The sequence below is a fragment of the Escherichia sp. KTE52 genome (genome assembly GCF_000408325.1).
Classification (GTDB): Bacteria; Pseudomonadota; Gammaproteobacteria; order Enterobacterales; family Enterobacteriaceae; genus Escherichia; species Escherichia marmotae.
Map to the genome: position 1 here is coordinate 2,124,773 of NZ_KE138680.1, position 20,215 is coordinate 2,144,987.

Sequence of the window (20,215 nt, forward strand, 5' to 3'; positions counted from 1 at the left end):
TTTACAGAGGGTGCGAGGTAGCACAGAGTGACTTACAATTCAAAAAGCTGTAGTTCTCTTGAAAAGGCATATTACACTCCAATTGAAGCGGCGCTACGTTGGTGTAATTTAATTGCTCATGAAGTTTTAATATTGGAGCGAGTGGGAGATGGAGTTTTACCTAGCGTTGGAATGTTCCCTCAATGGCCTTGCTTGCGTGTTAATGCTGAGAAAATTTTAGATGCAATCCATAATTGTGAAATTCCTTATGGTCGTGATGGTAAAACTGTTCAACCTGGAGAACAGGTTGCTAAGCACCGTTTAACCGTCCGTCATTCCGATCTGAAATCATGGATGTCAAAAAACTATCCCAACCAAAAACCAGCTTTCCTTTTTGATGCTGTTGAGCAGCAGTTACATGCTGGAATTACAGTCGAGGCATATCAAACTCTTCAGGCTGAAAACAAACGTCTTAATATTCGCTTAGATAATGCTATGAAGACTTTCCAACAGCAGAAAAATGAAATTTCCGAATTACAAGGGGAACGTGATTCACTACGACGAATGGTTGATAACTCCGTGCAAAACATTGACCAACGTTCTGAAACAACATATTTAAACATTATTGGAGGGTTGCTTTTTCTAATGTTAGGGCGTTCACCTGCTGGTATTAAGCAATCTGTATTCGAAAATCAAAGCTCTATTATTAGTAATTTATTGGGGCATTTTGAAGGTAAGCCGGGGATGAGTTCAAGAACGCTGGAAGCAAAGTTTGCTGAAGCTAATAAATCAATTAAATCGTAGTTGTATTCCTATACCGCAATTGCGGTATCATTCTCCGCAATTGCGGTGATATCCAATGTCTTACCTGCTTCAATGTCTCCCGTAGGCATCAATAAACAACGGGAGACGATTATCATGTCACAATCTTTAATTCGTATGCCAGAAACCATGCGCCGTACAGGGTATGGAAGGGCATGGATCTATAAACTAATTGCCCAAGGGCGTTTTCCTAAACCTGTAAAAATTGGCTCGCGAGCGATTGCTTTCGTTGAGAGTGAAATTGACGAGTGGATTAATCAGCGTATTGCGGAATCACGCGGAACAGCTACCTGATTAAATGGCTACGGGGCTATTGCCCCCAGCTATCCACCAGCAAATAAAAGTAACTTAATTCGATAGCAGGAGTTTTTATGAAATTTCCAAAAACGCCCGTACAGGGGCAGGGCTTCGTTCGGCCTGAAAACCAGAATCTGCAAAATTTTGGCGAAATTATCCCGGTTATTTCCGGCGTTATTGGCGGGCGTGAAACCAATATTGTTAGCGCCAGAGCGTTGCATAAGGCGCTCGGGGTAGGCCGTGATTTCACTACCTGGATTAAAGGACGTATTGATGAGTACGGATTTAAAAATGGCGTGGATTTTGAAATTGTAGAAAATTTGTACTTTGATTCCCCGAAACGGGGGAACCAAAGTGTAAATATTGAACAGTTTGATTCTGATTGGACAACAAAGCGCGGCGGTGATCGCCGCAGTGAAGACTATTTGATCTCCACGAACATGGCGAAAGAACTGGCGATGGTCGAACGCACCGAACAAGGCCGCGCCGTTCGCCAGTATTTCATCAAATGCGAGGAGGAGCTACACAAGGTGGCGCCAGTGCGTTCCGCAGCGTTACGCCGGGAACTGAAAGCCCGTATCACCGTTGCCAGCTACTTTAAGCCGATGTGCGCTGCGCTGGAGGCGTACCGGGCTGAACTGGGTAAAAACACGTTCCAGCACCACTACACCACGGAAGCCAATATGCTGGCGCGTATCGTGCTGGGTGGCATGACTGCAAAACAGTGGGCACTGGCGAACGGCATCACAGGCGAACCACGCGACCACATGAGCGTGTTGCAGCTTGAGCACCTTTCTTACCTTGAGCAGAGCAATATCACGCTGATTGAGTTAGGCCAGGACTACCACCAGCGAAAAGCTGAATTAATTCGTCTTTCGCAGCGTTGGTTAGCCCGTCGCATGGAGGAAAACAGCCATGTGTAACGCTCTGACCGTTACAAAAAGAGAAAGCGCCCCGTTGCCGGAGCGCCTTTGTGAACGAATAGCCTACTGCGCCATATTGCTTACTGTCTACGAGGCAGATTATAGCGTTGTGGTTGCACAGAGTGAAGGCGTTGATCACCGTTACCACAGCACACCAGAAATGCAGAATATTTTGCTGCAAAATGTCGTTGGTCACGCTGTCCGGAAAGCAAAAAATTTTGCTGGTGGCGCGACTGATGCGATTTTGTCAGGTCGCCAGGTGCTGATCAATCTGATGTCTGATTTCGTTCTGGATAAAACAAAGGCGACCGCAGAGGGCCACCAGTGGGAAAGCTACACACTTGAACACATCGCCAACAATGCCAGATTTGCGGTTGGTGGGCAATGTGATCAGTGTGCTGGCTTGCTGGTGGGCTATTCCTGCTCTTTAACATTGCCATGCCGCGATGTTTTCCAGGTATGCGACCCCATTTTTGTGCGCCTGTACTCTTTAAGGAATTTCTCAAGGATAAACGCACAGGGCGCGAATCTGTCTGACCCATGCTCGTACGCTATCTTTCTGCGCTGTCTTTTCCGTGCCGGTGATGGTGTATTGGTTGATTCTTTGTTGGTCATGGCGCTGCCCTGTAAAACGATGCACCGTAGTTCCTTACACCACGGCGCTGGTGATGGTTACTCCTGTTCTTTGGCCTTGCGGCGCTGGAGTTCTTCACGTGCGACGGTGACGAGCTGCCCGATCTCCTCGACAGCTTTGACTCCGATTTTTTCCACCTGCGCCAGTGCATTGAGCGAAGAAACCAGGGGATTTTCTCCGCTTCCTTCTGCCTGGCGGCGGGCGATCTCACCACGCATGGCGGTTACTATGAATCCGGCGTTGCTTTCGCCGTCCAGTTTTACGGATTCCATACCCTCCATAACATCGTGGGGAACCCTGATCGTTGTCATTTGCGATTTTGCATTTTTGTATACAGACATAGTTAATCACCAATTAGTTATGTGTATATCACTATACACAAAAGTGAGATATAAAAACACTTGCAATGTATATCACCACAATATAATGTATATCTCACATTGTGATGGCTATGTATCTCACAATGATCGATTCATAAAAACGACGAAACCCGGCAGTGCGCTAACACTAACCGGGCTTCTAACCAAACCGTTAAATGAGGTAACGATTATGGCTGGGGCACAGCATACCCAAACTCACCCTAAATTTATATACACCTTCCTGGCGGTGCACCGTAATTGCATAGCTGACGGTAAAAACACTGTTCATGTAGCCGCCGATACGCTGGTTGATGCCTGCGAGATGCTCAATGACATGGGCTATATCTCGGCAACATGGAAAGGGCGCGAAGAAAACACGCTGTTTATTCAGAAATGCGAAAACAATTTTATCTGGCGTTTTATCGCCCTGAGCACAGCACAACCGCGTGTAATTCACATCGAGGCCACCAGCGAACAGGAAGCACGCCAGCAATCTCCTGATGGCTGCGTGATGGTATTCGCCGCCCGTATTCGCCAGGAGGTGGAACATGTGTAATGCAACATGGCCTGATGCAGCGGTAGACGCTATCAAAACGCTGGTGGATTCACTTATTGAGATTTCTGCTATCTCTGGTGTGGCGCATAAACACGCAGCCAGAGAATCAGAATGCATCTTCCATTATTTAGCATTTGTGCAGCTAAAAGCCGATCAGGCACTGGATAAGGCCGGAAAAATTATCATGGCTGATGTGCAGGAGGTGCACCATGCATAACCTGTCAATTTCTGACCTTAACAGCATTCAGTTTGACGAGAAATTTACCGGGCAGCTACTGGTCAATGTGGAGAATGGACGCGTGGTAAGTAATTATCACCTGCCGGATGGTGCAATTGCCGGAAGCGTTGAAGCATTGCTGGAGCTGGCAGAACGTGCGCGACTGATTAAGCCGTTAACGTGCCATCACGATGATAATCTGCATTTTACCGGACGCATGGTGAGTCACTACGAAAACGGCGTTGAAGTATCCTGCGAACGTCTGCGTGATGATTGCTGTTTCGGCACATTGCCGGAATTTATCGAATTGCTGACCAGTTGCGGTTATCAGGTCATTCAGGGGGGTAAACATGCGTGATGATCGTTTTAATTCCCTGAAACAGGAGTTTGATGGCGCACCGGAAGATACATCGGGCGCATTGTTGAACGTTGCTGACATGATGAAAGCTGCATATTTTCTTATCAATACCAATGGCTACAAGTCAGAGGGTGAAATGATTCTTAGTATTGCGTCGGACTATGCGGAATATGTGGCAGAGGTGCGTTACAGAAGAAAATTCACGGAGGATGTAAGCCATGCATAATCATGAAGCGCATGTACCCGTAGTGCTTAATGTGCCAGATGATTTCACCGGACGCGTACTGGTTTACCTGGATAAAGGGAAAGTGAAATCACAACGCCGACTGAAAAGTAATGAAATTGTGGGTTCTCCTGAGTTTTTTTCTGAACTCTGTATTCGTGCAGAAATAAAACCGGAACTGCTGACAGGAAAATAAAACCATGAAAAAGAAAAATTCTGGCTTTACTGCCAGCGGTCTCTCTCGGCCTGAAATCAGACACGGAGATATTTACCGCGACACCATACGTGGGGGACGAGCGGTTATTTGTCACGTTACGCCAGGAAATATCACCTACCGCCGTGAGGCTTATGAATATGACTGCATAATGCCGCGCCGTCAGTTTGAGCGTGATTTTATTCTGGTGGAGAACAAACAACAGGAAGCGACGAGACGTGCAGCCATGAATATTAAAAAAATCCGGGCAATGTTGGTTGCGGGAGGTAAGAAGTGAAAAACGCACCGAGTCTAAAATATCAGCCGAAGGATAAATTCACTGAGGTAATCATTTTTGCCGGGACGGATGCTTACGCCCATGCTCAACACTGGATTGAAAGTGAAGGACGAAAACACGGCGATAACGTGCCTCCTGTTTACCTGGGGCCAAAGCAACTGGCAGACCTGGCGAATATCCGCATTATTGATGAGAAACGCCGTTTTGCGCGTGTCTATATCGCGGGGGAGATAGAGCCAATCCAGATCAATACTATCGCTGAAAAGCTGGCGCTGGCTGGCGTACAGGAGGCGAAATTATACAAAGGTATCACCGACCAGGAACCGGAGAACTGGCGCGACTACCTGCAACGGATCCGCGAACAGGCTGAGCACGGGGAAGTTTCAGTGATGAAATTAGCTACAAAAAATAGTGGTCTACCCAAGCCTGCATTAAATCAGATGGGAGCCAGCCAGAGAGGAGAAGTGTTACTTGAACATTATGGAGGAGCACTGGCGATAAATGATGATTCTGATGTAGTTCACCATTACAACGGAATTGTTTGGGAGCCTGTATCTGATAAGGAACTCCAGCGGTCTATGGCGAAGATTTTTATTGATGCCGAAATTAGTTATTCGCAAAACGCCATTAAATTTGCCGTAGAGACAATGAAATTGAGTCTACCTGTTATGGGGGGAGCGGACAGAAATCTTATTGGGTTCAGTAACGGTGTTTTTGATATCAGGACAGGAAATTTTCGGGAACACAACAAAAATGACTGGTTGTTAAATGCCAGTGAATTACCGTTCAGCCCGCCAGAAGAGGGGGAAACGCTGGCAACACATGCGCCGAATTTCTGGAAGTGGTTGCGTCGTTCGGTGGCGGATAATGCTCGTAAAGCGGATCGCGTACTGGCGGCATTATTCATGGTACTGGCGAACCGGTACGACTGGCAGTTATTCCTTGAGGTAACGGGGCCGGGCGGAAGCGGTAAAAGTGTGATGGCGGAGATTTGTACCATGCTGGCGGGTAAGGCCAATACAGTATCGGCGAGCATGAAGGCGCTGGAAGACGCGAGGGAACGAGCGTTAGTGGTGGGATATTCTCTGATTATCATGCCTGACATGACCCGCTACGCAGGTGATGGTGCTGGGATTAAGGCCATTACAGGCGGTGACAAGGTGGCTATCGATCCGAAACACAAAGCGCCCTATTCCACGCGCGTTCCTGCGGTAGTGCTGGCAGTAAACAATAATGCCATGTCATTCAGCGACCGTAGTGGGGGGATCTCGCGTCGACGAGTGATATTTAATTTCTCTGAGGTTGTACCAGAGAACGAACGCGATCCGATGCTGGCGAAAAAGATAGAAGGGGAACTGGCCGTAGTGATTCGCCATTTGCTTACACGATTTGCCGACCAGGACGAAGCGAAAAGACTACTTTATGAGCAGCAAAAATCAGAAGAAGCACTGTTAATAAAGCGTGAAGGTGATTCGCTGGTGGACTTCTGCGGTTATCTGATGTCGTTGGTTAAATGTGAGGGGATGATAGTAGGTAATGCAGAAATAGTGCCATTTAGCCCGAGGCGATATCTGTATCATGCTTATTTGGCTTATATGTCTGCGCATGGTCTGGGAAAACCGGTATCACTGACACGCTTTGGTACAGATATGCCAGGGGCAATGGCTGAGTACGGAAAGGAGTACAAGCGGGCTAAATGCACTAAAGGTCCAGATAAAGGGCGAACGATCACAAATGTTCTGTTAGATAAAGATGCTGATGGATGGTTACCAGCAGCGGCAGGCATTAACGACAGAACATGATACGAAATTTATAAGTTGAAACTTAAAAGTAGACGGTTGGTAGACAGATACACTTAACCCTCTACCAACCATCTACTAATTAATATTTTGAATTATATAGGTATTTTTAATGTGGTAGAGAGGTGGACATTTTATTTTATATTTCTAAACCACGGGGGTATCTAAAAATAGATAGTTATGGGTTCATTTTTAAAATTTTTCTTTTAACTATCTACACTGTCTACCATTTAGTAAAAATCATTAATTATCAATGTATTAATACGGTAGAGAGTTGGTAGACAGTTTGCAGATTGTTTTTTGTTATGTGTGAACAACATTAAATAAATCAATCAATTATATCGATAGACAGTTGGTAGACAGTTGTAACGATGGGGCAAAGCATGACTAAGCTGACCATTAACAGAAAACCAAAAGGCATTTACGGCACGCCGCAGAAAACGACGCAGGCGGCGCAAGAGCAGGATAAAACCACATCGGCGCATAAAGTGATGCCCGGTAACCAGAAAGCGCAGCAGAAGCCCATAGGGGCGACACCGTGGCGGCATATGACCAAGCGCCAGCGCAAAAACCTCAGGCGCATTAACCGCCTCACTGAGTTGTGGCCTGAATTATTCAGCCGGGAAGCACCGAAGCCGCTTAAGGTGGGGATATTCGACGACCTGATGCAGGATCTCGCCGTCAGGGGGCTGGCATTCGGGCCAGGGGCATTGCGTGCGACGCTGGCATCTTATGCGCAGTGTCCGCGCTATTACCGCGCCTTAATGGCTGGTGGGGTACGCTACGACCTGAAATGCCAGCCGTGCGGCGAGGTGACACCACAGGAACAACAGGACGCAGAAACGCGGCTGGTTGCGCTGAATGAGAAACGCAAACGTCAGCGTCGGGCAGCAAAGGAGAAAACAGGCGCATGATTCACGACAGCAAAGCGGAAGCTCTGGAAGCGCGTGGTCTGTACCGGAGAGCGGCGGCGCGGTGGGCTGAGGTCATCATGCTGGCGAATGATGACAAGGCACGGGAACAGGCGGCAAAACGTCGCGCGGAATGTATCCACAAGGCAGCACGCCCACCAGCAAGGCAGGATAATTTCGGGGAGATGCGCAAAACCATCAGCCGGGCACATGCCGGGATGGGATTACATCAGCCCAATGGTGAGGCATTCAGGAAATACCAAAAAAAGAACAATTGTAGTCATTAACAGAGGATGGGATTCTCTTGGTTTTTTGTTGATGCTTTCTGAGGAAATCTACTACGTTGCTGAGCAGATGAATATTCAATTGCATCTGGGTTCCTGATAAGATTAATCTGAATATTTTCATTTGGAATAGGGATATGAATAAAACTTTAATTGCAACATTAGTCGGTATAGTAATGTTAACCGGATGTGGGCCAGAAGAGTTAACTCCAGAACAGAAACAGGAAGTAGCGGCTCTTAAAGCTGAACTGTCGCAAACGGAAGGTGAAATATCAGCAGCTAAGGAAGTTGACCAGCAGTTTTCTGGTGGGTTGATAAAAAATCTGACAACAGCAAGACTGGAAATATTAGGAACTAATAAAGCGCTTTTGGAACAGCGTATTAATGCTATTGAATCAGGCGCCAAAATTGATGTTGTTGTATCTGGAGTAAAACCTGATCCTGAGCTTGCGGCTTCAATTAAAACTGAAATTGACAGCTTAGATGCAAAAATCAACGAAGCCAAAGCTGATGCTCGTCAGTATAGTGGTGGTCTGATAAAGGTACTAAAATTATCTACTGTTGCCACTGAAGAGCAGACCATGGCAATGTTGCAGCAAAAGTACCTCACAGCCAAGTATGGCCTCGCTGAAGTTAAGCTGGCATCAGTACAAGATAATGACGCAAAAAACAGTACTGAAACGGAAGTAACAGCCAAAAATTCCCAAGAGCAACTTCCTTTACTCCCGCCAGCGGATGGTCCGTTTGGCTTAGAAGCCGGTCTTACACAGAAAAACATCGAAGATATGATCGGTGCTAAGCTCAAGCCACTACCAGACAGTGTGAATCTGTATACTTCTGATAAATTACCGAAGCAAAACGCAGATTTTGAAATGTATGGTTTGTTGATCTCCCCGAAAGCTGGTTTATGTCAAATACGGGCTTTAGGAAAAAATATTGATACTGATAGCTATGGATTGGCTCTTAAATCCAAGTTTGAAGAATTGAGTAATTCTTTAAGTTCTCTGTATGGAAAGGCTGATACTACAGACTTTTTGCTGGCTGGTTCAATTTGGAAAGATCCTCAGGACTGGATGAGGGGGCTAAACAAAAAAGAACGCTTCTTATCTGCCACATGGAAGGGAACAAAAGAAATACCATTAAAAAACAATATTGATACTATCTCTATTGAGGCCAGAGCGAACAATTCCACTCAGGGATATGTCTATCTGCAGTACTCATTTACAAATGACGAAATTTGTCAGGCAGAAATTGAAGGGGCGAAAAAAAGTTCCCTTTAAACAATCCGTGCAAAGCCCCTTAGTAAGGGGCTTTTATATATTAATGTTCAACGGGGGGGATTAGATGAAAGATAATCTAGAAAAACTAATTGAAAATACTTTAAAAGATATTCTATTAGCTAATGCTGCTCTAACATTCATTTTTGCAATACCAATGGCTATTATCAGTAGGCATGGGATGGGCATCACAATCTGGTTTATAACTGTGCTCATTGCACCTGCTCTGTGTGCAGTAGGTGCATGGCTTGTATCTCGAACATTCGGCCATGCTGAGGAGTTCTTTCATCGTCGGTGGGCTAAGCGAATTTATGTTTTTTATACTCTTGCGGCTGCCGAGTTTTTGCTTGTGTACTCAATCGCGCAAATAATGAAAAATCTGATGAAATAATTAACAAGTTATTATCATGGGGTTTGTGGCTGTTAACCTGCAGTGAGGCGACAATCGTGTATTTATAAAAACTTCCCCTTTTCACTCCCCGCTGTTTCTTCTGCTATTTCCTTTATGTTTGCATGCAGCAACATCTGCCATACCTTTGCAGAAAAATCAGAGCATTTAGTGCCGAAGGTTGGTTTATTGATGCTTTTTGTTTCATTTATTGCAATTATCGCTGGTATCATTTCAATTTGTGCAATAATTGCAATTATTGTCATTCAGAAGGGATCATCATGAAAAATCACGGAGTAAAGCCAGTTTTACTTTCCCGGGGGCAAATCGAAGCCCTGCAACGTATCCAGGCCGAAAGGCGTCAGAAATCTGTGCTTGGTGTGGCACCGTCGATTCATGTTATTGCCCGGCAACTGATGGATAAGGCACTTAAAGAGGTGAGGCTGTGAAATTAAATATCAGAGTGGATAAACGCCAGCTATGGCAGAAAAAAGAGAACAGCGAGGCATTCAGGGCTTTGCTGGTGGAAAATCTTCGGCACCGGTTCAGTGGAGAGTTGCCTGATGCACTGGGGAAGAAACTGGAATCCCTGACGGTGGAAATTGGCGATTATGGCTTTGTTGATGTTGAAAGCACGACTGCCAACACAGAAATCGTAAAGCAGGTCGTCAATGATGTAATGAAAACCACGCTTAGCCAGCCATCCTGGCGCAACTGAATCAGTAAGGGGCGGTTATTGCCCCTTTCCTCCATACCCACAACGCATTCCCTTTTCGCATGAAATTATTTTTTATCGTATATGCATGAGGTGAGCTACATGTTGATGAGTAAAGCCGAATACGCCAAATACAAAGGCGTAAGCCGCCAGACAGTTTACGACTGGATCGAGAAAGGCGAAGTGATCATGTCTGGCAAAAAAATTGATGTGGAGGCGACAGAGCAGCGGAACAGCCCACCGGCACAGGGGAAAGACACCGTTTCTGAAATGTGGCCAGAAAGAACGCTGGAAATGACGTGGGGCGAGTTCTGGAAAGCAGTTAAGGCCAGAGACGGTAAAATCCCTGCGCCAGTAACGGACGACGACATACAGCAACGTGTGCTGGATGCAGCCGGGGAATTCGGCTGGGAAGTGCAATTTCTTGATGATGGCGGGATTTGGATGGATGACGGCGATGCTGAGTTTTATTTCGAGCAATATGATCTCAGGCAGAATGCCGAACTGGTGATTGGTACGCTGCGACGTGAGGTCTGTTATGTGGCTGATGCTTGTCCTGACGAGCTGGATAACTGGAGCGAAGCCGGACTAAACGCCCTGGCTGCATGGGAAAAAACAGGTCATTAACGGCCGCAAAAAGTGTCAAGTTGAGCAGCTTGCCAGGTTGACACTTTACACTCTGAACACGAAAAAGTGTCAACCTCGCTGTAAGCCCCGCCGTTACTGGCTTTGCGCCATATTTACCACATCAAAAAGCAGAAAAAATCGCGAAAAGTGTCAAGTTGCCATGCTTAGAAATGCTAAGTTTTGTTAAGGTTTTTCGCGAAAAAGTGTCAAGTGTGTCAACCTGCGATATTAAGATTTATTAAGGTCTTAAGCCGGAAAGTGTCAACCAGCCCCTAAGATTTCCTAAGGTGTGATTGAACGTGCTGTAACCTTCTTGTCGTAATGTGGATGAATGACTATAGTGCTGGTAACTTTGACCGCAGAATCAGATTACTGAAGGAAGTGTGTGATGAGTTTTTTTAGTCTTTATGGGAAAGAACTATTTTCTTTTTTTATAGCGATTTTAACATGGATACTGAATAACAGATTTAAAAGCAAGGCAAAGTTATCCTATGGTTATCAGCATGGATTTACTTTTCTTCTCAATGAACCCTTACGGAATGCTAATGGTGAGGTAATATCTAATTCACAGTTGGTGTATACACGATCTATTATTCTTGTTAATGAAGGGCGAGAAAGTGCTACTAATATATCATTGGTTTTTAACTATAAACCAATGCATATTAATTTTTGGCCTGTCCACCATTTTGAAGAAAATATTGAACAGGATGGTCGCTATATTATCAAGTTTGAAAACCTTGCACCTAGTGAGTCTATTCAATGTGAAATATTATCAATAAATAGAGAAGTTCCAAGTATTCTATCGATAAGATCTAAAGAGTGTGTGGCTGAGCCAGTGAATATCGTGATGCAAAAATCGATTAGTAATATTGCCCTACGTTGCTATCAATTATTAATACTTCTTGGAACTGGCACATTAACATATTTAATTATCGTTATTCTGCAATGGTTAGTCACTAAAACGGGATAATCCATTGTGTTGAACTTATTAATTGGATATGAGTGCTGATAGGAAACCTATGACCATCACCGAAGCCGATATGCTGGAGATGATCCGCAGCATTGCCGGAATCAAACAACCAGCAAGCAAAATTAACAGGTGTTCAGCGCCTGTTTCCGTTGTGCTGCAACAGGAACGCCACCAGCAGGATGATGTAAGGCCGTATCAGTGGAAGAAACCGGACAGGCCGCGACGGTGAGCGGAGCGTTACGGTAAGGCTACAGCCAAGCCAAACATTAAGCCTAAGGGTAAGGTTTTTTGTTGCAGGTGGCATTAATTTGGATGTTGATTTAAGGAGCATTTTTACTGAGACGGCCTGTTCGGGGTAACTTTTTTGTATGCCATTCACTTGTATGAGAGCTGTACTACGAAATAGGTTGGCATGGTGGGGAGAGCATTCTGTACTGTTATTGAATAACACTATTGTTTTTTATTCCTTTTGGTTATTAAGTGGTGTGCGTTAAGACATGGTTTTCTTTATGTTTTTCATGTATATATTGCTTTTTAACTCAATAAGGAAACACTGATAAAATGGCAAGACCAAAAAAATTAACTTATGGGGCGGTGAATATAACAATGCATCCCCACTCGCCAGAAAAATATGTAGAATTGTTCAGAATGGCAAGAAAAAACGCGAGAAATGTTAATTTGAGGGGGGACTCTTTCGCGACTTTATCACACTTTTATCCTTACAGGAAAAATCAGGTAGTTAGTGAACCTTTTGAAGGGGAAATTCTAAAGTATACAGATATTGATGTTGATGGAGATTGGTTCGATATTGTAAAGAAAGACATTGCCTCAGATGAGCAAAAGGAAAGGATAAGTATACCTGAGAATTTAAAACCAAATGTGGCTCGATTCTCTTTTGTTTTTCTACCTGCCAGCCATCTTTTAGTTTATGAGATGCAGGACAAAGGTCGGCATCTTACATCAAAACAAATAGAAAATTTTTTGAATGGAATATTTTCTCATGAGAGAATTATAGAGAAGTTTGGGAAGATTAATGTTACAATATTAACCGAGCCAGATAACGTAGAACGTATGCTTTCTTTAAAAGGCATTACGTGTATAAATATGGTTACTCGACGTCCTAACCCAGATGATCTCGCTTCTGCAGAAAGTATTATGCAAAAGCGTTTCAAACGTATTGGCGTTATTGAAGAAGATAAAACATATAAATCTGAGCGTGGTCAGGAAATTAAACCTGATAGTGAGTTAAAGCAGGATGCTCTTATTGCTTCGAGAAATGGCGAAGTTAGCATACGTAGGATTAATGAGGCGGGATTAGTTGAGGTTCATGCCTCAAGCGATTTACCACTTCAAAGGGTTGAATCATATGATTCTGACGTAACATCAGTTACTGAGCTATTGTTATTAAGAGCAAAATCTTTAGCAGATGAGTTTAAGAGGCTTCTGAGAAAGTAATGAGTAAAGTAAAAGAATCAACCAGTGCAATGGCTAGATACTGGAAGATCTATGGTGGCGCTGGGGCTGTATTTAAAAGTCGCTATTTTTGGTGTGCTTTTTTTATGACAGTGATTCTTTATCCATCTTGGTCTCATCAGGGGTGGTGGAATGATATTCTGTCGTTAATGCCGAACCTTTTGGGTTTTTCACTGGGTGGTTTTGCTATGTGGATTGCTATTGGAGATGAGGCTTTCAAAAAAATAATAACTGGAGATGAAGAAAGTGAAAATGGAGAGGTAGAATATTCCCCTTATATGTCTGTGAATGCAACCTTTGTTCATTTTATATTATTGCAGTTGTTAACTATAATAACGGCCTTGGTCACCAAGGCCTATAGTAGCATTCTCATAAATAACGCTTTTATGTATTATTATTTAGGTGTTGCTTACAGGTATGTACTGTTAACATTCAGCTTCTTTGCATACTTTATATTTATTTACTCAGTATTCTCTGCGTTAGCTGCCGTTTTTGCTATATTTCGTGTTTCTAGTTGGTATAATACTTTTATGACCTTACGAAACAAACAAGATAACGCTAAAAATAATAAGGAGGAATAAAAGCTCATTTTTATGGGCTTTTATTTGTCAGTTTTTGTCATAACTTTTCTACCAAACTATTCCAATACCTATTTTTTCTTTAAATATATAAGGTAACCATAAGCTATTTTTACTCCATTTTAAAGTGGCTTCAATAACTTCTGCGTTTCAGGGCCGCATCATGGACTGCTTTAGATCATTCCTACTGGGAAAACATGTTCACATGTCAGCACAGATTTGTTTCATCATGTCCACTATCTCATATTCCTGTGTCGCTAGAGGAATGCAGATAGAAATATGCAAATTTTGTGCACGCTCTGCTATTAAGCGAAAACGAGCGTGGATATATCAACTAATAATTGCCCTCATCAACATAGGTGGTGGCGGGTATAATCTCTGTAACCCAGTTGTTCGTGACTACCCGCCTCGTCAAATTTTTACATCCGCGAAATTAAAAAAAAATGCGTTACGCTGGTGGGCGTGCTGTCGATATAGGGATTCCAATAACGTGTTACCCGTGTGCATCCACCAGCTTCATCATTGATTGTTGATGAGGCAGATACCCGAAGAAAAATAGTACAATAGAGTCGTTTTTTTGCACAATTTAGGACAATGGAAAATTAGTTGGGGGTACTTTTGGGGGTATCTATAAAAATGGAATATAAAAATATCATTAAATATCAATGCGTTTGTTATTTATGTTTTGTTCCTATTATCGCACCATTTAAATCAATAAATTATCTTGCTTTAAAACCACGTTCTCCTCTTGTGCCGTATTTGTGTCATTGCGGCTTATAATTGCGTCGATTTTGCTCGCGTGTCCGGTGAGATGCCTGGCTGAAAGGTGAGCATATCGACGAACCATTTCGATAGACTCCCAGCCTCCCATTTCCTGCAACGAAGTCTGTTATTAATACAAATTCAACAATCAGCCTTTGTGCTTCATGAGACTCCATCCAGCGGAGCCGTTTATTCTTCGGCTGAGACACTTTTATTATTCGTGCACTATCCGGCATCCCGGCTCAGTAACAAGGATACTCGGAAAAATGCACGTCATGCATGGGGCTGATGGTTCATAATTCACCAATACTGCTTATAAAAATCACAACAAAACCGCAGCAATACCATTTTTACCACCTGCGGCAGGTTGGTGACCTTTCAGTGGTATGTGTGTTGAATGATTAGCAATTCTTATTAATTTTCCTGTCTGTTTAAATATTAGCAGTCAGATAAAATATAACCAGAAAAGATTAACTATTGTAGTTTGTAACAGTCGGATAAGTGATAAGTTACGGTTATTTTGAATTATTTTTATTGTCTGTGTAATTTTTAGACTTTGCATAAAAAAAAGCCCACCGTTGAGGTGGGCAAAAGGAATGATTAATTATCTCTGAGAGAAACATCATACTCTCTTTACTATATTTAACATGAAAATGTGGAGAAATTATGGAGTATACGTTATCAGGTTATTAAATAACCTGTTATCAATACAAAACAATACAGTTCTTTACATTCTCATTATTTTTATGAATACTCCTAAAGAGGTGCTTTAACGTAATGAAATAAACAGGGTAAGTATGAATATATTTGAGCAAACTCCACCGAACCGTAGACGTTATGGTCTTGCTGCATTTATCGGGCTGATTGCTGGCGTTGTTTCAGCATTTGTTAAGTGGGGAGCAGAAGTCCCATTGCCGCCACGTAGTCCGATTGATATGTTTAATGCAGCGTGTGGTCCGGAATCATTAATCAGGGCGGCAGGACAAATTGATTGCTCCCGTAACTTTCTTAATCCTCCGTATATTTTTCTTCGGGATTGGTTGGGACTGACAGATCCAAATTCGGCGGTTTATACCTTCGCCGGGCATGTCTTTAACTGGGTTGGTGTAACGCACATAATCTTTTCGATAGTTTTTGCTGTTGGTTATTGCGTAGTAGCCGAAGTATTTCCCAAAATTAAACTTTGGCAGGGCTTGCTTGCAGGCGCTTTAGCACAACTTTTTGTTCATATGATTTCATTCCCTCTAATGGGACTTACACCACCTCTTTTTGATCTTCCGTGGTATGAGAATGTCTCTGAAATTTTTGGACATTTAGTATGGTTCTGGTCTATTGAAATTATTCGTAGAGATTTACGAAACAGAATTACTCACGAGCCTGATCCTGAGATCCCTTTAGGTTCAAACAGATAACGAATTGAATGATAAAAATGGCGCAGATATAGCGCCATTTTTATAGATCAAAGCCGTGGCTTTATTCTTCTTTTCATACGTCTACATCGCCATTTACTTTCTCCTGGACTATGCAGGTATCAATACGCATACTGGGTAAAACTGAGATTCATAAAGTTTCACATATTTTGGGACAGGGTGTGGAAATGCAGTTATGATGAATTAACTGATTTATTTATATAATGGTATTTATAGTTTGTAATGCGAAGAGTGTAGGCTCAACGTGATGACATAAACCCATGTTGCTCAAGTATCGCCCTGGCATCTGGCGAAACTAAAAAGTTGCAAAGTGGCCTGGCTTTCTCGGTCAGACAGGCAAATCCATAGATAGCAATCGGATTATAAGGTTCAGGTATTTCTATAACTTTTACTGATTCAATTGATTGTAAGCCGGGAGCGTAACTGGCATAACCTATGAACAAATCGGTATAATTATTTTCAATTAGCCACTGCGCGGCTATCACATTTTTTGGAAGAGGTAATGAATTTCTTCCCCCCACCAATGCAACCGCTCGTTGTCTTATTTTTACTCCAACACTACCCATATTTTCAAAAAGCTGGTGAGTGTAATCGCCAGCGGGATCACACCCCGCGGTTGATGTCCCGATTCGCAACGTTTCCCTGTTTAATAAAGAATACCAATCGTCATTTTCATTAAGTTTATTCGCCCGAACATACAGGCACAAACGATTATAGGCAAAAGGTTTAATACACAAGGCATGTCCTGTGGCCATTAACATTTGCGGATGAGCCATATTCGCTGATGCAAAAAGATCACATCTCTCACCCGCTTCAATACGTTCCCTCAATATACCGGCTGGACCAAAGTCACAATGAACATTATCATCCTGAAATCCCAATATAAGTGATTTCCATACCTGGCGTAAACTACCCGCAGCAAGTACACGCATTATTATTCACCTTGATAATTAGTACGGTAAAACTTTCTATACCAGTCATTGGCTATTTTATGCATATCGATATCATTGAATTTTTCAGGATACAGTTTTTTCGCCATCCACAACTCTCCAATACCCATAGCCTCGGGCATCGGATAACCCCATGCTTTTGCATACTCTGGCATCAAATAAACACGATGATTTTTGACAGCATCTATTACCTGCCATTGCGGATTTGACCGTATTTCATTCACCACGCCAGGGTAGCGATTTTGCACAAAAATTACCTGAGGATTCCATGCAATTACTTGTTCCATTGAGACTTGTTTGAACCCTTTAATGGTGGACGCGGCGACGTTTACTGCACCGGCATGTTTCATCATTAATCCTGTGTATTTTCCGGAACCATACGTTGTCAATTCTGGATTAGCCATATAGGCACGAATACGCTTTTCTTCGGGTAGATTCTGCAGCCGCTCACTCACAATATTACGACCATTTTCAGTGGCCTTGATTAACGCTTTAGCCTCTTCAGGCTTATTGATGATATTGCCTATCAGCATAATCCCTTCATATAACCCTTTTACGTAAGCCTGTTCTTCATCAGCCATTGTTGGATTAAGTTTATTCTTCTCTCCCTCGTCATCGTGCCGCAAAGAAATTGCTACTGCTGGAATTCCAAGGCTACTGATTTTGTCGATCATTTCTTGCGGCGCATAATTGGTGACAAAAACGACCTGTGGATGCAAGGCCACCAATTTTTCAGCATCGACATGGGTTAAATCTCCTAATGATGCCTTGCTGACTAATTCTGGTGCAAGACGTGCATAATTGCTGCCAAGTTGCTGTTTCCAGTTTGACATAACACCCACGATTTTATCGGTGGCATTCATCTGCACTAAAAGATTCAAAGTTTGATGTTGAAGTACAACAATACGATCAACTTTGTCGGGTACTTTCACCTCACGACCAATCTGATCGGTGAAAGTTCGTTCAGCTTGCGTAGTAAATGATAAAGAAAGCAAAAAAATCATTAATAAAAACAACTTATTATTTATTTTCATATTCCATCACACTAAAAATCGGTATATAAATGGTTATATACCGAAATGGTAACACCAGTCAGGCGCTGGGAAAAGTGATTCGGGGATATTTTTGATGTGGTTATATGAAGAGAATGTGATTTTTATTTGTTCAGCAGAAACTTTCAATTCAGTTATCTGTAACCCCAAAGACGTATTGCCAGAATAGCAGAGATAAAGGAGTCGTTACGTTGCCGTACCTCATCTATTCACAATCACCTGATGCGATAGAGTATCAGTACCACCAACTTGTCCGTAAACGAATTATATTGATTTCAATAATAACACTGGCGACACTTTTCTCACTATTTCTGGATATTATTCTGGGTTCTTCCAGTTTGTCAGTCAGTGAGTTATGGCACGCATTAGTGCATCCATTTAGCTCTGATACCAGCATCCAGGTCATTGTTTGGGAAATCCGATTACCCTACGCCTTAATGGCTTTGCTGGTTGGCATGGCTTTGGGACTCGCGGGCGCAGAAATGCAGACGATCCTCAACAATCCATTAGCCAGTCCCTTTACACTTGGGGTTTCCTCTGCAGCGGCATTTGGTGCAGCTCTGGCTATTGTCCTGGGGATCGGTATTCCTGGTATATCGGCAACATGGTTTGTTCCAGCAAACGCTTTTATATTTTCTCTTCTGTCAGCTTTATTACTCGATAGCATGTCTCGTTGGCTAAGAATAGCAACTTCGGGAGTGATTCTTCTGGGTATCGCATTGGTATTCACATTCAATGCACTTGTGGCAATGATGCAGTTTATTGCGGATGAGGATACTCTCCAGGGACTGGTATTCTGGACAATGGGCAGTCTGGCTCGTGCATCCTGGAGCAGACTGGGCGTTTTATTAGGCGTGTTTATCATTGTTTTTCTATGGTCATTTTCTCGCTCATGGCAACTTACAGCATTGCGCATGGGAGAAGAGAGGGCTATGGGGTTTGGTATCAATGCTTATCAACTGCGTCTTTCTTCCCTGTTACGTATAAGTTTACTTGCTGCATTGTCGGTAGCCTTCGTTGGTCCGATTGGTTTTATTGGTCTTGTCTCTCCGCATATTTCCCGAATGCTATTTGGTGAGGAACATCGTTTTTATCTGACGGGAAGCACATTAACTGGAGGTCTGGTGCTCTCTCTGGCTTCAATTGCCTCGAAAAATATTATTCCTGGTGTCATTATCCCGATTGGTATTGTCACATCACTTGTTGGTGTTCCATTATTTATTAGTATTATTCTGCGTTATCGCAGGAGTTTGTTATGAAAGGCCTTTCACTGTATAAATTAAACGCGGGTTATCAGAAAAAAAACGTAATATGTGATCTTAGTTTATCTGAACTTCCTCGCGGAAAAATAACCATCATTCTGGGGCCAAATGGTTGTGGAAAGTCGACGTTGCTACGTGCCCTGGCGGGGCTGAATAAGGTTAGCGGTAATATATTTCTTGATGGGGTCAACCTTATGCAGATGCCATTTTCAGCCCGTGCCGACAGTACAATATTTCTACCACAGTTCTTACCGCATGACGTGCATTTGAATGTGCTGGAATCTATTTTTGTTGCTCTGCGTGCTTCAAAGATAGGGAGCATAGATGAAAAAACACAATCAATAGCTATTCTCAGACAACTAGGAATAGAACATCTGGCCTTTTGTTATCTGGATCAATTATCCGGAGGTCAGCGGCAACTGGTTGGGCTGGCACAATCATTGGCCCGAAATCCATCTATATTACTACTGGATGAGCCACTGAGTGCATTGGACTTAAACCACCAGTTTCATGTTATGGATTTAGTCAGAAGCGAGACACGGAGTCGCAATATAGTCACAGTTATGGTAGTTCATGATATAAATATCGCATTACGATACGGTGATTATGTCGTCATGCTAAAAAAAGGTAAACTTATTGCCAGCGGAAATCCAGAAGAGGTCATTACGCCAGAGAATCTGGCTAGTGTATATCATATTCGTGGACGGATAGAGCATTGTTCTCAGGGCTTGTTACAACTTATTGTCGATGGTGTTATTCCGGATTAGCAACGCGTATTAAATATTTTTCATCCTGCGCCTTCCGGCGCTTTTCGACACTTTCATCAGTCAGATTGAGTAAACCGGTTTCATCTTTGATGGCAAGATTATTTGTATAAA

At 43.1% G+C, this 20,215-nt stretch carries 28 protein-coding genes and 2 pseudogenes; 24 read left to right on the plus strand and 6 right to left on the minus strand.

Annotated elements, in window-relative coordinates:
* The first annotated feature begins 27 nt into the window (after positions 1-27).
* From A1SC_RS01920 to A1SC_RS01910, 3 genes are all read left to right on the plus strand, one after another.
* Positions 28-783, plus strand: coding sequence for a hypothetical protein (locus A1SC_RS01920; protein ID WP_016262924.1), 756 nt, complete (start codon positions 28-30; stop codon positions 781-783).
* Positions 784-897: 114 nt separating this feature from the next.
* A complete protein-coding gene (locus A1SC_RS01915; RefSeq protein ID WP_004027535.1) occupies positions 898-1,095 on the plus strand; it encodes a helix-turn-helix transcriptional regulator in 198 nt (65 codons plus the stop codon).
* A gap of 77 nt (positions 1,096-1,172) precedes the next feature.
* A complete protein-coding gene (locus A1SC_RS01910) occupies positions 1,173-2,021 on the plus strand; it encodes an antA/AntB antirepressor family protein (protein WP_016262925.1) in 849 nt (282 codons plus the stop codon).
* A 414-nt stretch (positions 2,022-2,435) separates the two neighbouring features.
* Here A1SC_RS01910 and A1SC_RS26095 read toward each other — a convergent pair whose 3' ends face one another.
* Together A1SC_RS26095 and A1SC_RS26100 are read right to left on the minus strand one after the other, a co-directional pair.
* On the minus strand, positions 2,436-2,636 hold the full coding sequence (locus A1SC_RS26095) for a hypothetical protein (protein ID WP_072024172.1): 201 nt from the start codon (positions 2,634-2,636) through the stop codon (positions 2,436-2,438).
* 57 nt (positions 2,637-2,693) lie between these two features.
* On the minus strand, positions 2,694-2,996 hold the full coding sequence (locus tag A1SC_RS26100) for a YlcI/YnfO family protein (protein ID WP_016262926.1): 303 nt from the start codon (positions 2,994-2,996) through the stop codon (positions 2,694-2,696).
* Positions 2,997-3,414: 418 nt separating this feature from the next.
* Here A1SC_RS26100 and A1SC_RS26105 point away from each other — a divergent pair.
* The 11 genes and pseudogenes from A1SC_RS26105 to A1SC_RS01850 form a co-directional block, all read left to right on the plus strand.
* Positions 3,415-3,570 (plus strand): annotated as a pseudogene (locus tag A1SC_RS26105) (host cell division inhibitor Icd-like protein); the annotation flags it as partial.
* Positions 3,563-3,787 (plus strand): hypothetical protein, encoded by a 225-nt coding sequence (locus A1SC_RS01895; RefSeq protein ID WP_016262928.1) that lies wholly within the window; start codon positions 3,563-3,565, stop codon positions 3,785-3,787. The pseudogene A1SC_RS26105 and the gene A1SC_RS01895, both read left to right, overlap by 8 nt.
* Positions 3,780-4,145, plus strand: a complete 366-nt coding sequence (locus A1SC_RS01890; protein ID WP_016262929.1) for a hypothetical protein — start codon at positions 3,780-3,782, stop codon at positions 4,143-4,145. The genes A1SC_RS01895 and A1SC_RS01890 overlap by 8 nt, the downstream gene beginning before the upstream one ends.
* Positions 4,138-4,371 carry a hypothetical protein gene (locus tag A1SC_RS01885; protein ID WP_016262930.1) on the plus strand — a complete coding sequence of 78 codons (234 nt, stop codon included), beginning with the start codon at positions 4,138-4,140 and terminating at the stop codon, positions 4,369-4,371. The genes A1SC_RS01890 and A1SC_RS01885 overlap by 8 nt, the downstream gene beginning before the upstream one ends.
* A complete protein-coding gene (locus A1SC_RS01880) occupies positions 4,364-4,564 on the plus strand; it encodes a hypothetical protein (RefSeq protein WP_000551489.1) in 201 nt (66 codons plus the stop codon). The genes A1SC_RS01885 and A1SC_RS01880 overlap by 8 nt, the downstream gene beginning before the upstream one ends.
* Positions 4,565-4,568: 4 nt before the next feature.
* The gene (locus A1SC_RS01875; protein ID WP_016262931.1) at positions 4,569-4,859 is read left to right on the plus strand and encodes a DUF4222 domain-containing protein; all 291 of its coding nucleotides are present in this window, start codon (positions 4,569-4,571) and stop codon (positions 4,857-4,859) included.
* Positions 4,856-6,661, plus strand: coding sequence for a DNA primase family protein (locus A1SC_RS01870; RefSeq protein ID WP_016262932.1), 1,806 nt, complete (start codon positions 4,856-4,858; stop codon positions 6,659-6,661). Before A1SC_RS01875 ends, A1SC_RS01870 begins: the two co-directional genes overlap by 4 nt.
* Before the next feature lie 380 nt (positions 6,662-7,041).
* On the plus strand, positions 7,042-7,572 hold the full coding sequence (locus tag A1SC_RS01865) for a ProQ/FINO family protein (RefSeq protein WP_024214656.1): 531 nt from the start codon (positions 7,042-7,044) through the stop codon (positions 7,570-7,572).
* Complete coding sequence (locus A1SC_RS01860; RefSeq protein WP_016262934.1) at positions 7,569-7,856, plus strand: PerC family transcriptional regulator; 288 nt, start codon at positions 7,569-7,571, stop codon at positions 7,854-7,856. The genes A1SC_RS01865 and A1SC_RS01860 overlap by 4 nt, the downstream gene beginning before the upstream one ends.
* Positions 7,857-7,990: 134 nt before the next feature.
* Positions 7,991-9,133, plus strand: coding sequence for a hypothetical protein (locus A1SC_RS01855; protein WP_016262936.1), 1,143 nt, complete (start codon positions 7,991-7,993; stop codon positions 9,131-9,133).
* A gap of 64 nt (positions 9,134-9,197) precedes the next feature.
* The gene (locus tag A1SC_RS01850) at positions 9,198-9,521 is read left to right on the plus strand and encodes a hypothetical protein (RefSeq protein WP_016262937.1); all 324 of its coding nucleotides are present in this window, start codon (positions 9,198-9,200) and stop codon (positions 9,519-9,521) included.
* A gap of 62 nt (positions 9,522-9,583) precedes the next feature.
* On the opposite strand, the gene A1SC_RS0122560 is transcribed toward A1SC_RS01850, so the two are convergent.
* Complete coding sequence (locus tag A1SC_RS0122560) at positions 9,584-9,784, minus strand: hypothetical protein (RefSeq protein WP_024214657.1); 201 nt, start codon at positions 9,782-9,784, stop codon at positions 9,584-9,586.
* A 15-nt stretch (positions 9,785-9,799) separates the two neighbouring features.
* Here A1SC_RS0122560 and A1SC_RS25555 point away from each other — a divergent pair, with 15 nt between their 5' ends.
* The 7 genes from A1SC_RS25555 (at position 9,800) to A1SC_RS01815 (ending at position 13,884) form a co-directional block, all read left to right on the plus strand.
* Positions 9,800-9,967, plus strand: a complete 168-nt coding sequence (locus tag A1SC_RS25555; protein ID WP_016262938.1) for a hypothetical protein — start codon at positions 9,800-9,802, stop codon at positions 9,965-9,967.
* A complete protein-coding gene (locus tag A1SC_RS01840; RefSeq protein WP_001723130.1) occupies positions 9,964-10,236 on the plus strand; it encodes a hypothetical protein in 273 nt (90 codons plus the stop codon). The genes A1SC_RS25555 and A1SC_RS01840 overlap by 4 nt, the downstream gene beginning before the upstream one ends.
* A gap of 99 nt (positions 10,237-10,335) precedes the next feature.
* Complete coding sequence (locus A1SC_RS01835) at positions 10,336-10,860, plus strand: MerR family transcriptional regulator (protein WP_016262939.1); 525 nt, start codon at positions 10,336-10,338, stop codon at positions 10,858-10,860.
* 388 nt (positions 10,861-11,248) lie between these two features.
* A complete protein-coding gene (locus A1SC_RS01830; RefSeq protein WP_016262940.1) occupies positions 11,249-11,830 on the plus strand; it encodes a hypothetical protein in 582 nt (193 codons plus the stop codon).
* Positions 11,831-11,879: 49 nt separating this feature from the next.
* A complete protein-coding gene (locus A1SC_RS01825) occupies positions 11,880-12,059 on the plus strand; it encodes a hypothetical protein (RefSeq protein WP_016262941.1) in 180 nt (59 codons plus the stop codon).
* A 332-nt stretch (positions 12,060-12,391) separates the two neighbouring features.
* Positions 12,392-13,285, plus strand: coding sequence for a DUF4747 family protein (locus A1SC_RS01820; RefSeq protein WP_016262942.1), 894 nt, complete (start codon positions 12,392-12,394; stop codon positions 13,283-13,285).
* Positions 13,285-13,884: a hypothetical protein gene (locus tag A1SC_RS01815; RefSeq protein WP_016262943.1), complete on the plus strand. Its 600-nt coding sequence runs from the start codon at positions 13,285-13,287 to the stop codon at positions 13,882-13,884. The genes A1SC_RS01820 and A1SC_RS01815 overlap by 1 nt, the downstream gene beginning before the upstream one ends.
* A 703-nt stretch (positions 13,885-14,587) precedes the next feature.
* Here the strand turns inward: A1SC_RS01815 and A1SC_RS25330 are convergent.
* Positions 14,588-14,761, minus strand: a pseudogene (locus A1SC_RS25330) (integrase); the annotation flags it as partial.
* Between the two features lie 679 nt (positions 14,762-15,440).
* Here A1SC_RS25330 and A1SC_RS01810 point away from each other — a divergent pair.
* Complete coding sequence (locus A1SC_RS01810; RefSeq protein WP_001019913.1) at positions 15,441-16,055, plus strand: YagU family protein; 615 nt, start codon at positions 15,441-15,443, stop codon at positions 16,053-16,055.
* Positions 16,056-16,312: 257 nt separating this feature from the next.
* On the opposite strand, the gene A1SC_RS01805 is transcribed toward A1SC_RS01810, so the two are convergent.
* Together A1SC_RS01805 and A1SC_RS01800 are read right to left on the minus strand one after the other, a co-directional pair.
* Positions 16,313-17,005, minus strand: a complete 693-nt coding sequence (locus A1SC_RS01805; RefSeq protein WP_016262944.1) for a substrate-binding domain-containing protein — start codon at positions 17,003-17,005, stop codon at positions 16,313-16,315.
* 2 nt (positions 17,006-17,007) lie between these two features.
* On the minus strand, positions 17,008-18,057 hold the full coding sequence (locus tag A1SC_RS01800; RefSeq protein ID WP_000700644.1) for an ABC transporter substrate-binding protein: 1,050 nt from the start codon (positions 18,055-18,057) through the stop codon (positions 17,008-17,010).
* 209 nt (positions 18,058-18,266) lie between these two features.
* Here A1SC_RS01800 and A1SC_RS01795 point away from each other — a divergent pair, with 209 nt between their 5' ends.
* Together A1SC_RS01795 and A1SC_RS01790 are read left to right on the plus strand one after the other, a co-directional pair.
* On the plus strand, positions 18,267-19,334 hold the full coding sequence (locus A1SC_RS01795; protein WP_016262945.1) for a FecCD family ABC transporter permease: 1,068 nt from the start codon (positions 18,267-18,269) through the stop codon (positions 19,332-19,334).
* On the plus strand, positions 19,331-20,104 hold the full coding sequence (locus A1SC_RS01790; protein WP_016248374.1) for an ABC transporter ATP-binding protein: 774 nt from the start codon (positions 19,331-19,333) through the stop codon (positions 20,102-20,104). Before A1SC_RS01795 ends, A1SC_RS01790 begins: the two co-directional genes overlap by 4 nt.
* Positions 20,105-20,215: the final 111 nt, after the last annotated feature.